The sequence below is a fragment of the Terrabacter sp. Ter38 genome (assembly GCF_024519435.1).
Lineage (GTDB): Bacteria > Actinomycetota > Actinomycetes > Actinomycetales > Dermatophilaceae > Terrabacter.
The window spans coordinates 239,072-258,679 of sequence record NZ_JALJRZ010000004.1 but is presented as its reverse complement, the minus strand read 5'-3'; the positions used below and the strand labels follow the sequence as shown (position 1 = coordinate 258,679).

22 protein-coding genes are annotated in these 19,608 nt (G+C 71.0%); 11 read left to right on the top strand and 11 right to left on the bottom strand.

Annotated features, from left to right (window positions below; translation table 11 throughout):
- The first annotated feature begins 133 nt into the window (after nt 1-133).
- On the top strand, nt 134-565 hold the full coding sequence (locus NR112_RS11015) for a hypothetical protein (RefSeq protein WP_256794304.1): 432 nt from the start codon (nt 134-136) through the stop codon (nt 563-565).
- Nucleotides 566-612: 47 nt separating this feature from the next.
- On the opposite strand, the gene NR112_RS11010 is transcribed toward NR112_RS11015, so the two are convergent.
- Complete coding sequence (locus NR112_RS11010; protein ID WP_256794303.1) at nt 613-1,206, bottom strand: GNAT family N-acetyltransferase; 594 nt, start codon at nt 1,204-1,206, stop codon at nt 613-615.
- Between the two features lie 78 nt (nt 1,207-1,284).
- On the opposite strand from NR112_RS11010, the gene NR112_RS22910 reads away from it, so the two are divergent.
- Nucleotides 1,285-1,695, top strand: a complete 411-nt coding sequence (locus tag NR112_RS22910; RefSeq protein ID WP_256794301.1) for an MmcQ/YjbR family DNA-binding protein — start codon at nt 1,285-1,287, stop codon at nt 1,693-1,695.
- A gap of 15 nt (nt 1,696-1,710) precedes the next feature.
- Here NR112_RS22910 and NR112_RS11000 read toward each other — a convergent pair whose 3' ends face one another.
- The 5 genes from NR112_RS11000 to NR112_RS10975 form a co-directional block, all read right to left on the bottom strand.
- Nucleotides 1,711-2,271 (bottom strand): NYN domain-containing protein, encoded by a 561-nt coding sequence (locus tag NR112_RS11000; protein ID WP_256794299.1) that lies wholly within the window; start codon nt 2,269-2,271, stop codon nt 1,711-1,713.
- Nucleotides 2,272-2,331: 60 nt separating this feature from the next.
- Nucleotides 2,332-2,532, bottom strand: a complete 201-nt coding sequence (locus tag NR112_RS10995; protein WP_256794297.1) for a hypothetical protein — start codon at nt 2,530-2,532, stop codon at nt 2,332-2,334.
- Nucleotides 2,533-2,581: 49 nt separating this feature from the next.
- A complete protein-coding gene (locus NR112_RS10990) occupies nt 2,582-4,000 on the bottom strand; it encodes an alkaline phosphatase family protein (RefSeq protein ID WP_256794296.1) in 1,419 nt (472 codons plus the stop codon).
- A gap of 293 nt (nt 4,001-4,293) precedes the next feature.
- Nucleotides 4,294-4,926, bottom strand: coding sequence for a Clp protease N-terminal domain-containing protein (locus NR112_RS22540; protein ID WP_306217045.1), 633 nt, complete (start codon nt 4,924-4,926; stop codon nt 4,294-4,296).
- 3 nt (nt 4,927-4,929) lie between these two features.
- Nucleotides 4,930-5,154 (bottom strand): helix-turn-helix domain-containing protein, encoded by a 225-nt coding sequence (locus NR112_RS10975; protein WP_256794295.1) that lies wholly within the window; start codon nt 5,152-5,154, stop codon nt 4,930-4,932.
- Between the two features lie 292 nt (nt 5,155-5,446).
- Here NR112_RS10975 and NR112_RS10970 point away from each other — a divergent pair, with 292 nt between their 5' ends.
- The 4 genes from NR112_RS10970 (at nt 5,447) to NR112_RS10955 (ending at nt 8,519) form a co-directional block, all read left to right on the top strand.
- Nucleotides 5,447-6,421: a patatin-like phospholipase family protein gene (locus NR112_RS10970; protein WP_256794293.1), complete on the top strand. Its 975-nt coding sequence runs from the start codon at nt 5,447-5,449 to the stop codon at nt 6,419-6,421.
- Between the two features lie 159 nt (nt 6,422-6,580).
- Nucleotides 6,581-7,186, top strand: a complete 606-nt coding sequence (locus NR112_RS10965) for a dihydrofolate reductase family protein (RefSeq protein WP_256794291.1) — start codon at nt 6,581-6,583, stop codon at nt 7,184-7,186.
- Between the two features lie 160 nt (nt 7,187-7,346).
- Complete coding sequence (locus NR112_RS10960) at nt 7,347-7,751, top strand: DUF1294 domain-containing protein (RefSeq protein WP_256794289.1); 405 nt, start codon at nt 7,347-7,349, stop codon at nt 7,749-7,751.
- A gap of 180 nt (nt 7,752-7,931) precedes the next feature.
- Entirely contained in the window at nt 7,932-8,519 is a 588-nt protein-coding gene (locus tag NR112_RS10955) for a DUF6529 family protein (protein ID WP_256794287.1), read from the top strand.
- Nucleotides 8,520-8,579: 60 nt separating this feature from the next.
- Here the strand turns inward: NR112_RS10955 and NR112_RS10950 are convergent, their stop codons facing one another.
- On the bottom strand, nt 8,580-9,674 hold the full coding sequence (locus NR112_RS10950) for an ANTAR domain-containing protein (RefSeq protein ID WP_256794285.1): 1,095 nt from the start codon (nt 9,672-9,674) through the stop codon (nt 8,580-8,582).
- Nucleotides 9,675-9,881: 207 nt separating this feature from the next.
- Between NR112_RS10950 and NR112_RS10945 the strand changes: the two genes are divergently transcribed.
- From NR112_RS10945 to uvrA, 3 genes are all read left to right on the top strand, one after another.
- The gene (locus tag NR112_RS10945) at nt 9,882-10,325 is read left to right on the top strand and encodes a PA2169 family four-helix-bundle protein (RefSeq protein ID WP_256794283.1); all 444 of its coding nucleotides are present in this window, start codon (nt 9,882-9,884) and stop codon (nt 10,323-10,325) included.
- A gap of 116 nt (nt 10,326-10,441) precedes the next feature.
- Nucleotides 10,442-10,906: a phage tail protein gene (locus NR112_RS10940; protein WP_256794503.1), complete on the top strand. Its 465-nt coding sequence runs from the start codon at nt 10,442-10,444 to the stop codon at nt 10,904-10,906.
- A 56-nt stretch (nt 10,907-10,962) separates the two neighbouring features.
- Nucleotides 10,963-13,449 (top strand): excinuclease ABC subunit UvrA, encoded by a 2,487-nt coding sequence (gene uvrA / locus NR112_RS10935; protein ID WP_256794281.1) that lies wholly within the window; start codon nt 10,963-10,965, stop codon nt 13,447-13,449.
- Nucleotides 13,450-13,479: 30 nt separating this feature from the next.
- Here uvrA and NR112_RS22905 read toward each other — a convergent pair whose 3' ends face one another.
- The 4 genes from NR112_RS22905 to NR112_RS10915 form a co-directional block, all read right to left on the bottom strand.
- Nucleotides 13,480-14,376 (bottom strand): universal stress protein, encoded by an 897-nt coding sequence (locus tag NR112_RS22905; RefSeq protein WP_256794279.1) that lies wholly within the window; start codon nt 14,374-14,376, stop codon nt 13,480-13,482.
- 3 nt (nt 14,377-14,379) lie between these two features.
- On the bottom strand, nt 14,380-16,197 hold the full coding sequence (locus NR112_RS10925; RefSeq protein WP_256794277.1) for an amino acid permease: 1,818 nt from the start codon (nt 16,195-16,197) through the stop codon (nt 14,380-14,382).
- A gap of 188 nt (nt 16,198-16,385) precedes the next feature.
- Entirely contained in the window at nt 16,386-17,471 is a 1,086-nt protein-coding gene (locus tag NR112_RS10920) for a HAMP domain-containing sensor histidine kinase (protein WP_256794275.1), read from the bottom strand.
- On the bottom strand, nt 17,464-18,192 hold the full coding sequence (locus tag NR112_RS10915; RefSeq protein WP_256794273.1) for a response regulator transcription factor: 729 nt from the start codon (nt 18,190-18,192) through the stop codon (nt 17,464-17,466). Before NR112_RS10915 ends, NR112_RS10920 begins: the two co-directional genes overlap by 8 nt.
- Nucleotides 18,193-18,279: 87 nt before the next feature.
- Between NR112_RS10915 and NR112_RS10910 the strand changes: the two genes are divergently transcribed.
- Both NR112_RS10910 and NR112_RS10905 read left to right on the top strand, forming a co-directional pair.
- Nucleotides 18,280-18,990 (top strand): M15 family metallopeptidase, encoded by a 711-nt coding sequence (locus NR112_RS10910; protein ID WP_256794272.1) that lies wholly within the window; start codon nt 18,280-18,282, stop codon nt 18,988-18,990.
- Nucleotides 18,987-19,559: a VanZ family protein gene (locus NR112_RS10905; RefSeq protein ID WP_256794270.1), complete on the top strand. Its 573-nt coding sequence runs from the start codon at nt 18,987-18,989 to the stop codon at nt 19,557-19,559. Before NR112_RS10910 ends, NR112_RS10905 begins: the two co-directional genes overlap by 4 nt.
- Nucleotides 19,560-19,608 lie beyond the last annotated feature (49 nt).

Here is a 19,608-nt window from a genome sequence, read left to right as displayed (position 1 = left end):
CAGGACTGGCCGCGGTCCCGACCCCGGTGCTGGCGGGCCGCGCCATCAGATCCGCAGCACGGAGTCAGGACGTCGGATGCACGCAGGGTTCGGACGCTCGACAGGCCGCCCCGTGTTCGGCAGCGTAGGCGGTATGGCTGAGACCAAGAAGAAGACGAAGAGCGGGTTCAGTGCCGAGGAACGCGCCGCGATGAAAGCGGCCGCCGCCGAGCGCAAGGCGTCACAGAAGCAGGAGGACCTCGACCGGGCCCTCGCAGATGCCATCGCCCAGCTTCCCGACGACGAACGGGCGATGGCAGAGAAGATCGACGCGATCGTGCGCGAGCACGCCCCCGTGCTCGCGTCGAAGACGTACTACGGCATGCCGGGATGGGCGCGTGAGGGCAAGGTCTGCGTGTTCATGCAGCCGGCGACGAAGTTCAAGGTCCGGTACTCCACGATCGGCTTCGATCCGACGGCGCACCTCGACGACGGCAACATGTGGCCGACCGCGTTCGCGATCCTCACGATCGGACCGGCCGAGGAGAAGAAGATCATCGAGCTGGTGAAGCAGGCCGTCTCCTGACGGCCCTCTGAGCGGGGAGGTCGGATCCGCTCAGGGGCATCCGACCTTCAGGTCGACGCACCGAGTCGGTGCCGCACCACCCTCCGGCGGAGGGTGGGCGAGGCCTCGACCTCGTAGCCGGCGTCGAGGAAGACCTGGAGCAGCCCGACCGACGCCTCGTCCCAGATCACGGTCTTCCCGGGAGGCGGCTCCGTCGGGTAGCCCTCGAGGACGCGAGCGCCGACCTGTCTTCCGTATTCGACGGTGGCGGCGGCGAGCTCGTACATCAGTCCTTGTCGACGGAAGCCCTTGCGCACGACGAAACAGGTGACCGACCAGACCCCCTCGAGCTCGGGGTCCATCCGCATCCACGCCTTCTGCCGGGCCCAGATCCTCGGGTAGTTCTCTCGCGGCTCGACCGCGACCCAACCAGCGGGCTCGTCGTCGACGTAGCCGACGAGTCCGGACGTGGGGCCGCTCGTGCCGCAGCCGGCCTGCTCCAGGAGCGCGGCGTCGCGCTCGTCCTGGGTCGTGTCGCGCCAGATCCAGCCCGGGACCTTGAGCGCCTGACAGCGGCACTTGGCGGCGCCGCCCGCATCGAACACGACCTCGACGTCCGCGATCGTCGCGTCGTTGGCCGGTCGCCAGCTGAACTCGGGCACACCCTGAGACTAGTAGCGGCCACGGGCACGCGCCCGGACGAGCGGCCGGCTGTCGGCGGGCGCTGGCAGACTCAGGCCGTGTCCAGGCCGCCGCGCATCGAGCCCTCCGGAGACGTCGTCGCGCGCATCGGGTCCAGGGCGCTGGCACTGCCCGACGCCTACGAGGAGGACGCCTGGACCGGCATACGCTGGCGGGTCCGGGCCAAGACGTTCGCCCACGTCCTCGTGGCCCAGGAGGGATACACCTCGGCCTACCGCGACGTGACCGGGGTGACCGAGCCGACCACGGTGCTGACCTTCCGCTCGTCCGGCGACGAGCTGTCGGCCCTCATCAACGCGGGGCCACCGTTCTACCGGCCGCCCTGGTCACCGACCGTCGTCGGCATGGTGCTCGACGATGGCACCGACTGGGACGAGGTCGCCGAGCTGGTGACCGAGAGCTACCGGTTCTGCGCGCCCGACAAGCTGAGGCGCCTTCTCGACCGATGACGGCGCACGGCGTGGCTAGAGGAAGTCGGCCGGGTCGAAGTCCTCGATCGCGATGACCCGGATGCGCGGCAGCGACTCCCTGAACGCCTGCACGTCGTACTCGAGGTCGAAGGTGGCCAGACCCTGGGCCGTCAGCTCCAGGAACGTGTTGCTGCGGAACTCCTGGAACCCGACGACGCCCACCCGCCGACCGTCCAGCAGATCGCCCACCTGGTCGACGAAGTCCCCGTCGTTGCTGACGAGGAGCACGTCCGCACGGCGTTGACGGATCTCGACGAGCGTCCGCTGGATGGCGATGTCGACGACCTTCTCGCCCGGCGCTCCGGAGAGGGGGACGGGCCGGTAGCCGATGGCCATCAGCGCCTGGACGAACGGCATCGGGAGCTCGTTGTTGGCGGCGAGGAAGAAGAGCCCGGCGGCCGGCTGGTTCCACAGCTCCTGCGCGAACTGGAGGAGCCGTTCCCACCTCGGTCGCTCCTCCGGGCGCGGGCGCCGTCCCAGGATCGAGGTCCCGAGCGTGGCGTCGATGTTCTCCCCGTCGATGAGGACGTACGTGATGCGAGGAGACTCAGCCATGGGACGGAGCCTACGTGCCCGGCCGCCCCCGTAGCCGCGCCGACGGTAGGCGAGCCGCCCCTAGGGCCAGTTGGCCGTGAGGTAGGCGACGACGAGGACGCCGAGCGAGACGGCCACGAGGAGCGCGCCGACCTGCGTCTCCCTGCTCCGCCGTGCCGAGAGGTCCTGCCCGGACCGTCCCGGCCCCGACTGCGAAGCCCACACGATCATGCCGAGGCCGACGACGAGCAGCACGCCGACGACGACCCAGACGTACGTCATCGACCGGGTCCGGATGCACTCGAGGCTGGGCAGCCCATGGCAGGCCGGCTCAACAGTCGTCGCCGTTCGTCAGTCGCCGCGTCCCTTCCAGTCGAACAGCGTCGAGCAGGTCCTCCCTGAGCCCGAGGGCGCGCAGGACGGTCGGCGCGATCTGTCGCAGCGAGACGGGGCAGCTGAGGGTCCGACCGCCCTTGCGACCGGGTTCGATGATCACCAGAGGGACGTGGGTGTCTTCGGCGCTGCCGCTGCCGTGGTCGACCAGCTTCGCATTCGGCGCCGCACAGACGACCCCGGTCGCCGGCTGCACGACGACGTCGGGGATCCGGCTCGCGTTGCCGCCGAGCTGCCCGGCGAAGAGCTCAGCAACTGCGGCACCGCTGGTGACGGTGCTGGCCCCCACCGTCGCGGCGTTCGCCTCGAGCACGGCCGCCACGTCGGCTGCCCGGGTGCGATCCTTGAGCCAGATGAGCGCCATCGTGTCCGCCGTCACCTGTGCGGTCAACCCGGGCTGGACGCTGTTGATGAGCGGAGCGAAGCCGGATGGGTCTATCCACCGCAGGCTGGACCGGTCGACCGGGCTGTTGGCGTGCTTGGCGGTCAGGATGATCATCGTGTCGCCGATCAGCCCGTCGGACTCGATCCGATCCAGCATCCGGCCGACCGCGCCGTCCACGTAGTCGAGCGCCTGCGCCAGCCCGGGGGCACTCCCGGCGAGGGGCCCGATGGTGGTGACGCTCTGGGGAATCGTGCCGGCGCCGTCGACGTAGCCGGAGAACTTCTGCCCGATGTTCGGTGCCTGGAAGTTCATGCCGAAGATGGCTGGGACGCCGACGACCGCGGTGCCGTCGTGGTCGAGCCCGTCGATCTCGTTCAGCACTGCGCTGACCTTGAGCTCGTCGTTGGCCATGATCTTCGTGATGTCGGCCTTGGCGGCGTTGAACTCGGGACCGTAGAAGTCGTCGATGCCGGTCCCGGAGGGACCGGACAGGATCTCGTAGCTCGGGTGCTTGTCGGCGACTGCCGTGCGCAGCCCCGCCGCGTGGGCCACCTCGTAGATCGTGTTCACCTTGAGGAACTGGTGCGGATAGACGATGCTGCACCCGTGGTCCGGGTCGCGCGGCAGCTTGGCCGGGTTGATGTCGGCGACGCTGTCGCCCGTGTTGGCGTTGACGTTGATCGTCTGGTTGAACGGAACGAGGGCGCCCCGCGTGCTGCAGTCGGAGCCGGCCGGCGAGAGGCTGTTGTCCCAGGACACGTCGTAGTAGACCCCGGTCGACCGCGGTGACCCACCTGTCGCCATGGCGAGCGTGCCGGGAAACGAGTCAGACGGTGTCTGGGCCGCCGCGTTCGAGTAGCGACGTCCCCGTGCCACGACCTCCGCCAGGGCGGACGTCGGATGCGCCGCGACGTAGGTCGTCAGGTCGACGTCGTGAAACCCGTCGAGGCTGAGCAGCAGCACATGCTCCACCTTCGGATTCAGCTGCGTCGACGCCGAACCGACCGGGGCAAAGGACAACGCCCCGACGATCGGCACCGTCACCCACGCACCAACTCGCCATCCGGTAGTACGCACGGCTCCCCCTTAGGGCCGAAGACTTTCCGACCTCAAGACGTTAGCGCCGGAATGGCCCGGTCTGACACCGTTTCGCACACATCCGTCAGCGATGACGCAGTCGCCGGCGCCGCAAGGGATGAACTGCCCCAGGTGCGAGGCCGGCCTGATCTGGACAGGGCGGCACCGCCTCGCCTCGCGCGTGCCGATCAGCCGGCGCGGCGGCCGAGGTCCAGGAGCTCAGCGCGCAGGGCCAGGGGGTCGGCGCCGATGGTCCGCATCAGCAGGGTCACCGCCTCGTCGTCGGCGCGCAGCAGCCCGAGGGCGATGTGTTCGGTGCGGATCTCGCGGTCGCCGGCGCCGATCGCCTCGCGCAGTGCCAGCTCGAGGACCGTCTTCGAACCACGTCCGAACCGGATGCGACCACCCCACCCGAACCAGCCCTCGGCGTCTCGTGAGTCGGCGTCAGCGGCTTCTCGCGACAGAGCGGTGCGGCCCGCGTCCCGGGTCGCTCCGGTGACCGGCTCGTCGAGTGCCCCGTGGCCGAAGCGACGCTCGGCCGCCTCACGGATGGAGTCGAGATCGATGCCGAGTGATCGCAGCGCCGCCGCGTCCTCCTCGCCCAGCGGAACCCCCTGCTGAGGTGGCGCCACACCCAGGCACTCGGCGACGGCATCGGTCGTGACGCCGTGGGCGGCGAGCACGTCTGCGACCGCGCTGCCTTCCTCTGTCAGTGCGAGGAGGAGGTGCACCGGGCGCACGTCCTCGGCTCCGAGGTCGCGGCCGCGGACTCGGGCCGAGACCACGACGGCGCGCGCATCCTGGGCGAAGCGTTCGAACATGGTCTACCTCCGGGCGTGCTTGCGGTGGACGGTCTGCTTCGAGACACCGAGCGCGTCGGCGATCTCCTGCCAGGACCAGCCCTTGCCCCGGGCGTTGCGCACGTGCAGAGCCTCGAGCTGGTCGAGCAGCCGACCCAGCGCGGCAACGGCCCGCAGTCCGACCCTCGGGTCGGAGCTGTCGAGGTCGCCTGCAAGGTCCGTGGCGGTCCTGGTCACGCCTGTCAGCATATGCTGACGACACCCAGGCCGTCAACACATGCTGACAGAGGCGCCCCACAGGGGTGACGCTCCCCGAGCCCCCGCCGAGATACGGCCCGGAAGGTGGCAGGACGCCCGTGGTCGCAAGACGATGCTCACTGCGTCGTCGGACTGCTACCGTCCGAGGGATCGTGATCCGTCGGCAGGAGGTGAGACCCGTGAACGCAGCAACCGCACCGGGCGCTCCCCCGAAGTCCACGATCGCGCGACTGACGTAGCCGCCACTGGGACGCCCTCCGAGCACCCCGCGAAAGGCATTCCCATGGACACCACCTCCTCGTCGGCGCCACGGAACCCACGGCACGGGAACTGGTCGACCCCCCAACCAGCCAAGCCCACAAGCGAACCCGCCCATCCCGACCAGCGCGCCCTCGTGCTGGCGGGCGCGGGAGCTGCCGGCAACGCGTGGGAGCTCGGCCTCATCGCCGGGCTCTCGGACGCCGGGGTCGACCTCACCGAGGCCGACCTCGTCGTCGGCACCTCGGCCGGGTCCACCGTGGCCGCCCAGATCACGGGCGCCGCCCGCCCCACCGAGCTGTATGCCGCCATCCTCGCCGAGGCGCCCCCGCCACCGTCACGCGGTGGCGCGGCCCACCGACGAGGCGCACCGAACGCCTCGGGCCCGAACTACCTGGAGTGGTCGGACACGATCATCGCGACGTCGGAGAGCGCATACGACATGCGTCGCCGGATGGGTGCGGCTGCCCTGGAGCGGGAGGCGGCCAGCCCGTCCGAGCCGACGCGATGGCGCGACATCGTCGCGGCCCGGCTCCCGCACCACGACTGGCCGCGACAACGCGTCCTCATCGCCGCCGTCGATGCGGACACCGGGGAGCCCGTCGTCTTCGACCGGGACAGCGGTGTCGACCTCGTGGACGCCGTTGCTGCCAGCACCTCGGCCATGACGCCCTACCGGATCGGCGAGCACCACTACCTCAACGGCGGCTACCGGCGCAGCGAGAACGCCGACCTCGCTGCCGGCCACGGGCGGGTTGTCGTGCTGTCCCCCTTCAGCGGCCGGACGCGCATGCCGCTCGAGTGGGGCATGGACCTGGCCAGTCAGGTCGCGGAGCTGAGGGCGGGCGGCAGCAGCGTCGAGACCGTCTTTCCGGACAGCCGCGCGGGTGACGTCTTCGGCGCCAACGCGCTCGACCCGTCGACGCGCCTGCCTGCCGCGCGGGGCGGCTACGACCAGGGCCTCGACCTCGCGGCGCACCTCGCCGAGTTCTGGCGCTGACCCCGGCGCCCACCGCACCCGGGTCCTGGGCCCTTCGCCGGGAGAGACCGGGCGCCGTCGCGGGACGAGTTCGCAGGTCGCTGTCCGACCGAGGCGGTCCCGTTCGTTGCCAGAGTGAGAGCAGGTCACACGCACCCACAGTGGAGAGGAACCACCACCATGTCCGACGTTGTCGCCATCATGTCCATGTCGCTCGACGGCTTCGTCGCCGGTCCCGACGACGACGTGATGCAGGTCTTCGACTGGTACTTCGCCTCCGGTGACGTCGAGTTCACCACGGGCGGCTCGGACCCCATGACGTTCAGGGTGTCCGAGCCGAGCGCCCGGCACCTCCGCGAGCTCACGCCCCAGCTCGGGGCCGTCCTCACCGGACGCCGCACCTTCGAGGTCGCCCAGGGCTGGGGCGGGAACCACGCGTGGGGCCCGGCCTTCGTCGTCACGCACGACGTCCCGGACGGGTGGCCCCGGCCCGACTCGACCGTCCACTTCGTGACGGACGGCCTCGAGAGCGCCGTGCGCCAGGCCAAGGACGCCGCCGGTGCGAAATCCGTCGGCGTCCACGGCGCCGACACGATCCAGCAGCTGCTCAACGCCGGACTGGTCGACTACCTCCAGATCGACGTCGCCGCCTTGCTGCTCGGCTCCGGGGTGCGGCTCTTCGACCATCTCGAGACGACCCCGGCCGTCCTCGGGGACCCGAGCGTCATCGCCGGGGTCGGTGTGACGCACCTGCGCTACCCGGTGCGCCCGGCCCAGTCCGCCTGACGGCCGCTCGCCCGGATCGGCCGCGCCGCCGACCCGACCGTCGTTGGCGAATCCTCGCCGCGGGCAGCAGCACGGGACGCATAATGCCGATCAGGACGACTCGCTCCCCCCTCGAGCCAGGCTGTCCGGCCCGACGATCCACGGCCGAGGAGCCCAGGAGATGCCTGCAGACGAGCACGGCGGCCACCGGCGTGGACGCCCCCGAGCGCGCGGCAGCCTGCTGGCGCTCGCCGTCGTGATCCTCTTCTTCGGCCTCCTGGGGTTCCTCGTGGCGCGGAACATCCTCCCTGCCTGGATGCCGGTCGCCTACCTCCTGCTCAGCGTCACCGCCTTCGCCATGTACCGCGCCGACAAGTCCGCGGCATCGGTCAGCGGCAAACGGCGTACGCCCGAGTCCACCCTGCACACGGTCGACCTCCTGGGCGGCTGGCCGGGAGGGCTCGTCGCCCGGCACGTCTTCCGACACAAGACGATCAAGCAGCCCTTCCGCACCGTCTTCTGGCTCACCGTCCTCGCGAACGGCGCGGCCCTCGCCTGGCTCGTGCACGAGCTGTCGTCCGACTAGCGTCACGGCCGTCGGCCTCTGAGCCGTTTCGCCGGCGCAACCCTGGTCGGCGTGGGGCCGGTCAGCCTGCGCGCACTGACCGGCTCGTGCACGCCACGCCTCGCCATCGCGCCTCGGGCGACGGACTCGGTCTTGGCCCGTTCCTCCCCCGCACGGGCCGGGCAGGAGGATCCTGAACCCATGGCTGACAGCAAGCCTGCGAAGAGCCTGGCGATCCCGTTGGCGGCGTTCGCCGCGGGCGCCGTCGTCGCCCTGCTCGTCGGGATCTTCGGCACGGTCCACGACCCGACGCTCGCCGGCACGACCACGTTCGGCTTCCGCACGGTGATCGACATGAAGGTCGTGCTGTCCGTCGTGATCGGGGTGCTCGCGCTGCTCCAGCTCATCGGTGCCTTCTGGCTCTACGGCAGGCTCGGCATCGGAGCCCCGTCGTGGCTCGGCACCGCCCACCGCCTCTGCGGCGCGGTCGCCCTCGGGCTCGTCGTCGTCGTCGCCTACCACTGCCTCTGGGCCCTCGGCCTCGAGTCGGGGACGCTCCGTGACGGGGAGCCCGTCTCCACGCGCACCGTCGTGCACGGCATCCTCGGGTGCGCCGTCATCGGTGCCGTCGTCGTCAAGGTCGTCGCGGTCCGGTCCCGGCGCGCACCCGGCTGGTTCCTTCCCGTCGCAGGGGGCCTGCTCTTCGCGTTGCTCATCAGCGCCGTGCTGACGTCGGCCGTCTGGTACATCGCAGTCCGGGGCTGGCCGGGCTCGGGCGGCTACGGCTGACCAGCACCAGGAGCGTCACCGTCGTGTGCCGGGTGCGTCAGGCCCGGCCGCCCTGCCGACTCACCCAGCGGGACGGGACGCCTCCGAGTCCGCCCGCAGAGTGTCGCTGCTGTCGAACTCGCCCGTCTGCGCCACGGTGACGGCCACCGACCGGAGCTTCTCGTTCAGCCGCTGGGACGTCCGTCGCAGGACGTCGAACGCATCCTCCGGGGTGAGCTTCAGCCGCTCCATGAGGATCCCCTTGGCCTGACCGATGACGTCCCTGGACATGAGTGCCTGCTGCAGCCCGCCGGCCAGAGCTGTGAGGTCGCGACGGTCGTGGGCTGCTCCCGCGGCCAGGCCCGCGTGCGCAGCCAGGATGAGACCGATGTTCCGCGCGTCGTCGTTGAACGCATCCGGTTCGGTCCCGTACGTGTTCAACGATCCCCCTCCGCCGTCGGTCCACAGTCTCGGCGCGGCCAGGCGGTAGGAGGCGGCGGACTCGACGCCGTGGTCGACCGGACGTGACGCCAGCGTCGGCCAGCGGGTGTCGGGGAAGGCCCGCGCGTACACGAGGGCTTCATCCACCGCGTCGAGGCAGGGGCCCTCGCGTGCGTCGTACTGCGCCTCGTCGACGGCCGATGCCGCCAGGGCCGTGGTCGCCGCCGTCCGGAACGCTCCTCCCTGCTTGAGGGTCACGCTGGCCATCTGGCATCCCGCGACGGTGCTCACCGCAGCCTGGGCGATCCGCGACAGGACCTCGTCGAAGGAGTCGGCGGCGTAGAGGTGCTCGGCGACCTCGGCGAACGCAGCGGCCAACCTGGTCGTCGGATTGGCAGCGAGCCGTCGCTCGCCAGCCTGGTCCCGGTCGACCTCGGAGGCATCGCGTGCGGCGGCCATCTCCTCACGGTGCTGGCGCGCCCGCGCCCGGCCGGCCCGGTCGGCAACCCGTGAAACAGCCGATTCAACACTGTCACCTGTAGATCCGAGCTCGGCCGCGCGGACGTCAAGCTGCCGTTCTCGCTCGTCCAGCCGAGCTTGTCGCGCGTCCGCGAGCGCGTCCATCGCGTCCGCGACGGCGTCGCGCTCCGCTGCGAGCTCATCACGTCGGGCAGCGACGAAGTCGCGCTTCTCGGCCGCCCACTGGCGCTCGTCCTCGACCGATTCCGATGTCATCGTCGTGGCCTCCTCCCAGACGCCCGGATGCTTCTTCGACTCTACGCGTCGAGGCGTGTGGATCAGATCGCTACGCGTGAAGCACCCACCGCGCGAACCGACTCGCGGCGCGCCCGACGCAGATGCGGATGCGGGCCCGCCCGCGGTTGGGCCGCACCACCGTCGGGTAGGACTCGGAGGACCAGCAACCTGACCGAAGGAGTGCACATGTCGGATGACGAGAAGGTCGCCAAGGACCTCGTGGAGACGCTGAAGGACGGCGAGCGCGGATTCGCCTCGGCTGCAGAGAAACTGCGGGACAGCGACCGCGCCGAGTGGGCCACCACCCTGCAGCGGCTCTCCGAGCAGCGCGCGGGCTTCCGCCGCGAGATCGTCGAGATGGGCCACGAGTACGGCGACGACGTCGACGAGAGCGGCTCGGTCGCAGCAACCGTGCACCGTGGCTGGATCTCGCTCAAGGACGCCCTGACCGGCGACGACGCAGGCGGCGTCCTCGGAGCGGCCGTGACCGGCGAGGACCACGCGGTCTCGGAGTACGAGAAGGCCGAGAAGGCCGACCTCAGCGACGGCTTCCGTGCCGTCGTGTCCCGCCAGCGCGCCGCGATCGTGGCTGCCCGCGACGAGATCAAGGCCCTCCAGATCGCCGACTGACGGGCTCCCGAGCACGACCCGGGATGACCCCTCCACCGGACTCGGTCCGGTGGAGGGGTCATCCCGTGGGCACGGCGCTACTGTGGCGACGAAGCCCCGAGACCAGGAGGTATGCCGTGTCGTACGTCGTCGACTTCGTTGACGTGTCCACCGAGGGGCTCGAGAGCTCCCCCGTCGCGGAGGCGCTGGCGGGCCTCCGGGCCAACGAGGCGCGCTACTACAGGAACAAGTACGACCACGTCCTCACCGTCGAGCCCGCTGCAGACGCGAGCGAGATCGTCGACTACGTCCACCACGTCCTCGCGGAGGAGCGTGACCTCACCATCGAGTCGCGACCCCTCGAGGCCACGGCGTTCGAGGTCGACGGGCTCAAGATGGCCTACGTCTTCTACGAGTCCGGGCTGGCGATCAACGTCATGTACGCGATCGACCCGGCCGGCAAGCGCGCCGTCGGGTTCAAGCTCTCCGACGGCATGGAGGTCCCCGAGGAGCTCGCCTCCCGGTTCAAGTTCGCCCGCCAGAAGTCGAAGCTCGCCGGCACGATCCGAGGCTCCTACTTCGTCATCAAGGGCGAGTACTGACCCGACCGACCACGGCCGATGGTGCCCGCCCGGGCCCGAGCGACTAGACAGGTCACGTGCACCTCGACCCGACCGACCACTTCGTCCACGTCCGCGGAGCCAGCGAGCACAACCTCAAGACCGTCGACGTCGACCTACCGCGCGACGCGATGGTGGCCTTCACCGGTGTCTCGGGCTCGGGCAAGTCCTCCCTCGCCTTCGGCACCCTCTATGCCGAGGCGCAGCGGCGCTACTTCGAGTCGGTGGCGCCCTACGCCCGCCGGCTGCTCCAGCAGGTCGGCGCCCCGCACGTGCAGGAGATCACCGGCCTGCCCCCGGCCGTCGCGCTCCAGCAGCGCCGCGGCGCCCCGAGCTCACGCTCGACCGTCGGCACGCTGACGACTCTCTCCAACCTCGTGCGGATGCTCTACTCGCGCGCCGGAACCTACCCCGACGGCGCGACCCGCCTCGAGGCCGAGGCGTTCTCCCCCAACACGGCCGCCGGCGCGTGCCCCCAGTGCCACGGGCTGGGCGAGGCCCACGACGTGGCCGAGGACCTGCTCGTCCCCGACACGTCGCTCAGCATCCGCGACGGCGCGATCGCGGCGTGGCCGGGCGCCTGGCAGGGCAAGAACCTCGTGCGCGTCACGAGGACCCTCGGGATCGACGTCGACACGCCGTGGCGCGACCTCCCCCGCACGGACCGCGACTGGCTGCTCTACACCGACGAGCAGCCGCGGGTGCTCATCGACCGTCGCGGTGAGGCCGACGACACCACCGGTCGCGACTACCACGGCACCTTCTGGAGCGCCCGCAAGCACATCCGCCACACGCTCGCCGACACGAAGAGCCAGATGATGCGCGACAAGGCCCTGCGCTTCGTCCGCAGCGTCCGGTGCCCGTCGTGCCACGGCACGGGACTGCGGGAGGACGCCCTCGCGGTCACCTTCCGGGGACTGAGCATCGCGCATACCAACGCGCTGTCGTTCACCGACCTCGCGACGCTGCTCCGCCCGGTCGCCGAGCTGACCGAGGCCGGCGCGGCGACGTCGTCCGCCGCGTCCGGCGAGGCCACCGAGGTTGCGGTACGCCTCTGCAGCGACCTCGTCGCGCGCGTCCAGGTGCTGCTCGACCTCGGGCTCGGCTACCTCTCTCTCGGGCGCAGCTCGACGACGCTCTCACCCGGCGAGGCGCAGCGCCTGCGCATCGCGTCGCAGCTGCGGTCGGGTCTCTTCGGCGTCGTCTACGTCCTCGACGAGCCGTCTGCGGGACTGCACCCGGCGGACGCCGCGCCGTTGCTCGAGGTGCTCGACGCGCTCAAGCGCTCGGGCAACTCGCTGTTCGTCGTCGAGCACGACCTCGACATCGTCCGCCGAGCCGACTGGGTCGTCGACATCGGCCCGGGCGCGGGCGAGCAGGGCGGCCACGTGCTCTACTCGGGCCCGGTCGACGGGCTCGAGCACGTCGAGGCATCCGTGACCGGGCAGCATCTGTTCGGCCGCGCCGAACGACCCCCACGTCCGCAGCGCGAACCCCAGGGATGGCTGCACCTGCGCGGCATCAGCCGACACAACCTCGACGACGTCTCCGTCGACGTCCCGCTCTGCGTCCTGACGGCCGTCACCGGCGTCTCGGGGTCGGGCAAGTCGACGCTCGTCACGCAGGTGCTCTCCGAGCTCGTGCGCCGCCACCTCGGCCAGAGCCCCGACGACCCCGAGGAGACGGAGCTCGAGATCGACGTCGACGACGCCACCGGCCTCGAGTCCTTCGACCGGCTGGTCCGCGTCGACCAGCGCCCCATCGGGCGTACCCCGCGCTCCAACCTCGCCACGTACACCGGACTCTTCGACGCCGTGCGCAGGCTGTATGCCGCCACCCCCGAGGCGCGCGAGCGCGGCTACGGCGCGGGCCGCTTCTCCTTCAACGTCGCCGAAGGACGCTGCGAGACGTGCCAGGGCGAGGGCTTCGTCTCCGTCGAGCTGCTCTTCCTGCCCGGGACGTATGCGCCGTGCCCGACCTGCCACGGGGCGCGCTACAACGCCGAGACCCTCGAGATCACCTACCGCGGCAAGAACGTCGCCGACGTGCTGGCCCTCTCCGTCGACGAGGCCGCCGACTTCCTCGCCGACGTGCCGGCCGCCGCGCGCAGCCTCACGACCCTGACCGAGGTGGGGCTCGGCTACCTGCGTCTCGGTCAGCCCGCCACCGAGCTGAGCGGCGGGGAAGCCCAGCGGATCAAGCTGGCGACCGAGCTGCAGCGGGCCCGACGCGGGCACGCCCTCTACCTCCTCGACGAGCCCACGGCCGGGCTGCACCCGGCGGACATCGCCCTGCTGCTGCGTCAGCTCCATCGGCTCGTCGACGCCGGCAACACCGTCGTCCTGGTCGAGCACGACCTCGACACGATCATCAGCGCCGACTGGGTCATCGACCTCGGCCCGGGCGGCGGCGACGCCGGAGGTCGTGTCGTGGCGACGGGCACCCCCGAGCAGGTCGCGGGCGTCGAGGAGAGCGCGACGGCGCCCTACCTCGCCGGCCAGCTCACCTCGCACGCAGCTCGGTAGCAGCCGGATCCCTCTGACGCCGTTGGCAACTCAGCTGGCGCGGGGGGCCGGCACGAGGTAGACCGGCACCGGTGCCGACCGGATGATCTTCGAGGCGCGGGAGCCGAGGAAGAGCCGGGCTGCCGGTGCGGTCGAGCTCGGCCCGACGACGAGCAGGTCGCCGTCGCTCCACTGGACGTCCCAGATCGCCGTGCTCCACGAGACGCCCTCCCCGATGACGAGCGACCGGACGAGACGCTCGGCCAGGGCTGCGTCGTGGGCTCCCACCTGGGCCCGGAGTGCACTCGTCGTGCGAGCCACCCACCGGTCGACGACGAGGTCGTCGGCCGACTCCTCGACGCTGCCGTAGATCCGCTTGGGCGGCCGGACGGCGAACGACACCGCCCGCAGGCTCGCACCGAAGCCCTCTGCGACTCGAGCCCCCGCGGCCGCGACGTGCGACGCATCCGCTGACCCGCCGAAGCCGACGCTCACCCGGCGGATGCGAGAGCCCGGAGTGGGTCGGTAACCGAGGGGGGCCAGGAGCACCGGCAGAGGTGCGGAGTGCACGAGCCGGTCGGTCACGCTGCCGAAGGAGATGCGACCCAGCGCACCCTTGCTCGACGAACCGAGCACGAGCGCGGCCGCGTCGACCTCGGCCGCGAGCTCGAGCAGACCGGCAGGGATCGACGATGCCGCCCGCACGACGAAGCTCGCCTCGACGTCCGGAGGCAGCGCCGTCCGGGCCTGCTCGAGGACCGACTCGCCCCACTCACGGAGCGGTGCGAGATAGTCCCCGTCGACGAACGCTGCGGCCCCGGCCGCGTGAGGGGTCGTCACGACGACGGCCACGGTGAGGGACTCGCCCGTCGACCGTGACAGCACGGCGGCCAGCTCGAGCGCCGACGTGCCGCTGTCCTGCGCCGTGTAGGCGACGACGATGGTCACGGCTCACGCCTGCGTGACGAGCGAGGCGGCCTCGACGTGGGTCACCGGCAGGCCGAGCTCGCCGGCCCGGTCGACGACCTCGAAGCGCTGCCAGATCGAGTCCGAGGCGGGCAGGGTCACGATGACGATCTGGTCAGGGTCGAAGTGGTTGACCGCCGCCCGGAGAGCGCGGAGCGGCCGGTAGTCGCCGAGCCCGCCGGTGGCGTCGAGGTCATGTGCGGTGAGCGCGTCGAGCGTCCGGTCCAGCCGCGCCTGGGCCGCCTCGGTCGTCGCCTCGGCGACGGACACCGCGCCGTGCGTCGAGGCCGTCCCCGTCTCCACGGCGCTGGCCGGGACGCACACGTAGTAGGTGGCCTTGCCCATCGCGTCGATGCGCTGCAGCTCGCGCATCAGCTCGTCGGCCTCGAGGGTCTGGTTGGCGAGCACGAGCACGCGACGCGCCTCACCCGTGTGGTCGGGCGCGACCCGCTCGGGCAGGCGCGCGATGCGGGCGCGGTTGATGAAGAAGAGGATGAGCACGATGCCGAACGACACGAGGCTCAGAACCAGCTGGATGCGCACGTCCTCCGTCAGGCCCATCTGGACGAGCACGAGGATGATGCCCAGAGCGGTGATGACCGACAGGGCGGGGAACCACCACATCTTCACCTTGAGCGTCGACGCGTCGGCCCGGTGGCGCAGGATGATCTGCGAGACGGCGATGAGCAGGTAGACGAAGAGGATGACGGCGCCGGACGAGTTGAGCAGGAACGAGAAGACGGTGTCGGGCGACACGGCGGCCATGATGACGGCGAGGAAGCCGACGACCGACGAGGCGAGGATGGCGACCATCGGCACGCCACGGGAGTTGACCGAGACCATCGACGCGGGCGCCTCACGGCGAGCGGCCAGCACGAAGAGCATCCGGGACGCCGTGTAGAGGCCGGAGTTGAGGCACGAGAGCACGGCCGTCAGCACCACCGCGTTCATCACGTGGTCGGCATACGGGATTCCCATCTCCTGGAAGGCCGCGACGTAGGGCGACGCCTCGAGGGTGGCCGAGTTCCACGGCAGGATCACCGCGAGCAGGAAGATCGATCCGACGAAGAAGATCGCGATGCGGGTGATGACGGAGTTCGCAGCCTTGGAGACGGCCCGCTCCGGGTTGTCCGACTCTGCCGCGGCGATCGTCGCGATCTCGGCGCCCACCATCGAGAAGATCACCGTCACGACACCCGCGGTGACCGCCAGCCCGCCGTTGGGGAAGAAGCCGCCGTGCGCGGTGAGGTTGCTGAAGTCGAGGTCGGCGTTGGGCCAGATCCCGAACACGAAGAGGGCTCCGCAGGCGAGGAAGACGATGATCGCCGCGACCTTGATCCCGGCGAACCAGAACTCGAACTCCCCGAAGGACGAGACCGAGATGAGGTTGGTGCCCGTCATGAGGAGCATGAGCAGGAGGCTCAGCACCCACGTCGGCACCCCTGGCAGCCAGAAGTTGATGACCTTGGCGCCGGCGACGGCCTCGAAGCCCACGACGATGACCCAGAAGTACCAGTAGAGCCAGCCGACGGAGAAGCCGGCCCAGTCACCGAGTGCCTTGCGGGAGTAGTCGGCGAAGGAGCCCGTGGACGGGTTGGCCACGGCCATCTCGGCCAGCATCCGCATCACCATGATGATGAGGACGCCGCACAGGGCGTAGGTGATGAATGCCGCCGGGCCGGTGTCGTGGATGACGGTGCCCGACCCGACGAACAGGCCCGCCCCGATGACCCCGCCCATGGCGATCATCGTCAGCTGCCGCTGGTTGAGCGACCGCTTGAGCTCCGGCCCCGCGCCGGCCACGTCAGGCCGTCCGATCCGTGATGGCAGATGCCAAGGGGTTCACGTGACGAGACATGGGACAGCCCTCTCGATCGGACCGCGGAGGCTGACCGCCCCCGCGACGATCTGCCCAAAGTAGCCACGCCCTGACCATCTGTCCACGCGAGACGAACGTCGACCGGATCAGGTCGGAGCCGCCATGACTGCGGTCAGGCGAGGGGCAGCCGCACCGTGACTCGGAGCCCGCCGCTCGGCCTCGTGGTGAGGGTGAGCGTCCCGTCGTGGGCCCGGGTGATGCTGTCCACGATGGCGAGGCCGAGGCCGACGCCCGCGTCGTGGGTGCGGGTGCGCCCGGCGCCCCGCTGGAAGGGCTCGGTGAGCGTGGCGACGAAGGGTGCGGCGAGGAGCTCGCCGGTGTTCTCCACGGCGAGAACCACGCCGTCCGGGCGTGCAGTGGTCGTGATCCACGCGGTGCCCCCATCGGGCAGGTTGTGGACGATCGCGTTGTGCAGCAGGTTCGTCGTCAGCTGCTGCAGGAGCGTCACCGAGCCGCGGGTGGGACTGGGTTCGCCGGATGTCACGATGGTGACCCCGCGCTTCTCGGCCAGTGGCAGGAGAGTCTCCGCTGCGTCCTCTGCGCACAGCGACAGGTCGACGCGTTCGGGCGTGAAGGAGCGCTGGTCGGCACGGCTGAGCAGGAGCAGGGCCTCGGTCAGGCCGATCGCGCGGGCGTTGACGTCGTGGAGGCGGCCGACCAGCTCCGCGTGGTCGCGGTCGGGGTCCTGGCGCGCCACGTCGAGCAGGGTCTGGGTGATCGCGAGCGGGGTGCGCAGCTCGTGCGAGGCATTCGCCGCGAACCTCCGCTGCTCCGCGACGTGCGCCTCGAGACGCGCGAGCATCGCGTCGAACGCGTCTGCGAGCTCGCGGAACTCGTCATTGCGACCCTCCAGCCGGATCCGGTGCGAGAGCGAGCCGGCCGCTGCTGCGCGGGTGGCCTCGGTGATCCTCGTGAGCGGTGCGAGCATCCGTTCGGCGAGGAGCCAGCCGCCGACGAGGCCGACGGCCAGCAGGATCCCCAGCGCCTGGAAGGCTCGTGGCGCGAAGGCGTCCAGCAGGTCGGAGCGGGTGGGGCTGAAGGGCCCGGGAAGACCCGGCCCGGTGCGGGTCCGCTCGGGCACGTAGCGCAGCAGGAACACCCACACGGTGGCGAGGAGCAGGATGCCCGCGACCATGAGGAAGCTCGCATAGCTGAGGGTGAGCTTGAGGCGGACGCTCGGGCCGGGTCTCCTAACCACCGTCTACCCGTTCCGCAGGTCGGCCGCCCTCGCCACCGGCGCCGCCCCGACCGCTGCCTGGCGCGCCGTCGATGCGGTAGCCGACTCCGGGAACGGTCGCGATGGCCCACGGTTCGCCGAGCCGCTTGCGCAGTGCCGAGACGGTGATGCGGACCGCGTTGGTGAAGGGGTCCGCGTGCTCGTCCCAGGCACGCTGGAGCAGCTCCTCGGCGCTGACCACGCCACCGTCGGCGGCGACGAGCACCTCGAGCACCGCGAACTGCTTGCGGGTCAGGCCGACGTACCTGCCGTCGCGGAAGACCTCGCGTCGGAAGGGGTCGAGCCTCAGTCCCGCGATCTCGCGGACGGGTGGCCGGTTGTGGCCGCGCCTGCGGTCGAGCGCCCGCAGGCGCAGCACGAGCTCCCGCAGCTCGAACGGCTTGGTGAGGTAGTCGTCGGCGCCGAGCTCGAAGCCCGAGGTCTTGTCCTCGATCCGGTCGGCGGCCGTCAGCATCAGGATGGGCATGCCCGAGCCGGATGCCACGATCTGGCTGGCGATCTCGTCACCCGAGGGCCCCGGGACGTCGCGGTCGAGGACGGCGATGTCGTACGTGTTGAGGCCGAGCAGCTCCAGCGCGGTCTCGCCGTCTCCCGCGGTGTCGGCCGCGATCGCCTCCAGCCGCAGGCCGTCCCGGATGGCGCCTGCGAGCAGGGGCTCGTCCTCGACGACCAACACGCGCATGACCCAAGGATAGGGAGGGGAGCCATATCGTCCGTGTAAGGAAAACGGCATACGTGCTGGCAACGCCGCCCCGTCTTGGCTGGGGGCATGTTCCCTCTGCAGCTCCCTGCGTCCCGACCCCACACCCGAGCGACCCTCGTGACCGTGGTCGGCGCCGCCATCGCGGTGGTCGGCGTCCTCAGCAGCTGTTCGTCGAAGGAGGCGTCAACGGCACCTCCCAGCTTCGCAAAGCCCCCTGCGTCCGCCTCGCCGGAGGGGACGCGCTGCGTCGCTCCCCCGCACCCGCCCGGCGAGGATCCCGGTCCCCTCCGCGACTCGCCCACCGGCTCCGGGCGAGCCTCGTCAGGCGTCGCCGACGGCCGGCTCCCTGACGGCGTCGAACCGTTCGACGACCGCTACCCGGCCCTGACGAGGCTCGACCCCGCGCTGCTCGGGGCCCTACGTGAAGCGGCCCGGGCCGCCGGACGCGACGATGTCACCATCCACGTCAACAGCGGCTGGCGCTCGTCGGCCTACCAGCGGCGGCTGCTCGACGAGGCCGACTCGACGTACGGCGGCGGCGACGACGCCGCCCGGTGGGTCGCCGGTGTCGGCACCTCTCCCCACGTGTCGGGCGACGCGGTCGACGTCGGTGACGCAGGCGCGACGACCTGGCTGTCAGAGCACGGGGCGGCCTACGGCCTGTGTCAGGTCTATGCCAACGAGCCGTGGCACTACGAGCTGCGCCCCCACGCCTCGAGCCGGGGCTGCCCGGCCATGTACCTCGACCCGACGCACGACCCGAGGATGCAGCAGTGACCCGCCCGCCCGCACGGTCGCGGTCCCTCGTCGTGCTGTTCGCCGTCTACCTCGTGCTCCTCGTGTGGACGGTGCTGTGGAAGCTCGAGGTCCCGTGGGTCGGCGGAGACACGATGGTCAAGCTCGTACCGTTCGTGCGCACCCACGAGGCGGGCCCGAGCGCCCCGGTCGAGGTCTTCGTCAACCTCGCCCTCTTCGTCCCCTTCGGCGTCTACCTCGGCCTCCTCGCGCCGAGCCGCCCGTGGTGGGCGCCCGTGATCGTCATGGCGGGGGCAAGCCTCGCCCTCGAGGTCGCCCAGTACGTCCTCGCGGTCGGCAGGTCGGACACCACCGACGTCATCGCCAACACCGCGGGTGGTCTCGCCGGACTCGGCCTGCTGGCCGTCGCCCGGCGCGGGCTCTCTGCCAGGACGACAACGGTGATGCTCCGGGTGTGCTCGGTCGGGACGGTGCTCGTCCTGCTCGGCGGAGGGCTGTATGCCGTCTCGCCCTGGCAGCCGGTGCACGTACGCGACGTCGGTCCGCTGTCCCGCGTCGATGCACCGGACGGGCACCATTCCCGCGAATGACCGGCGGGGATCGACGCCCGGGTCGTCCCCCGCGTGCTTCGTGCGTTGT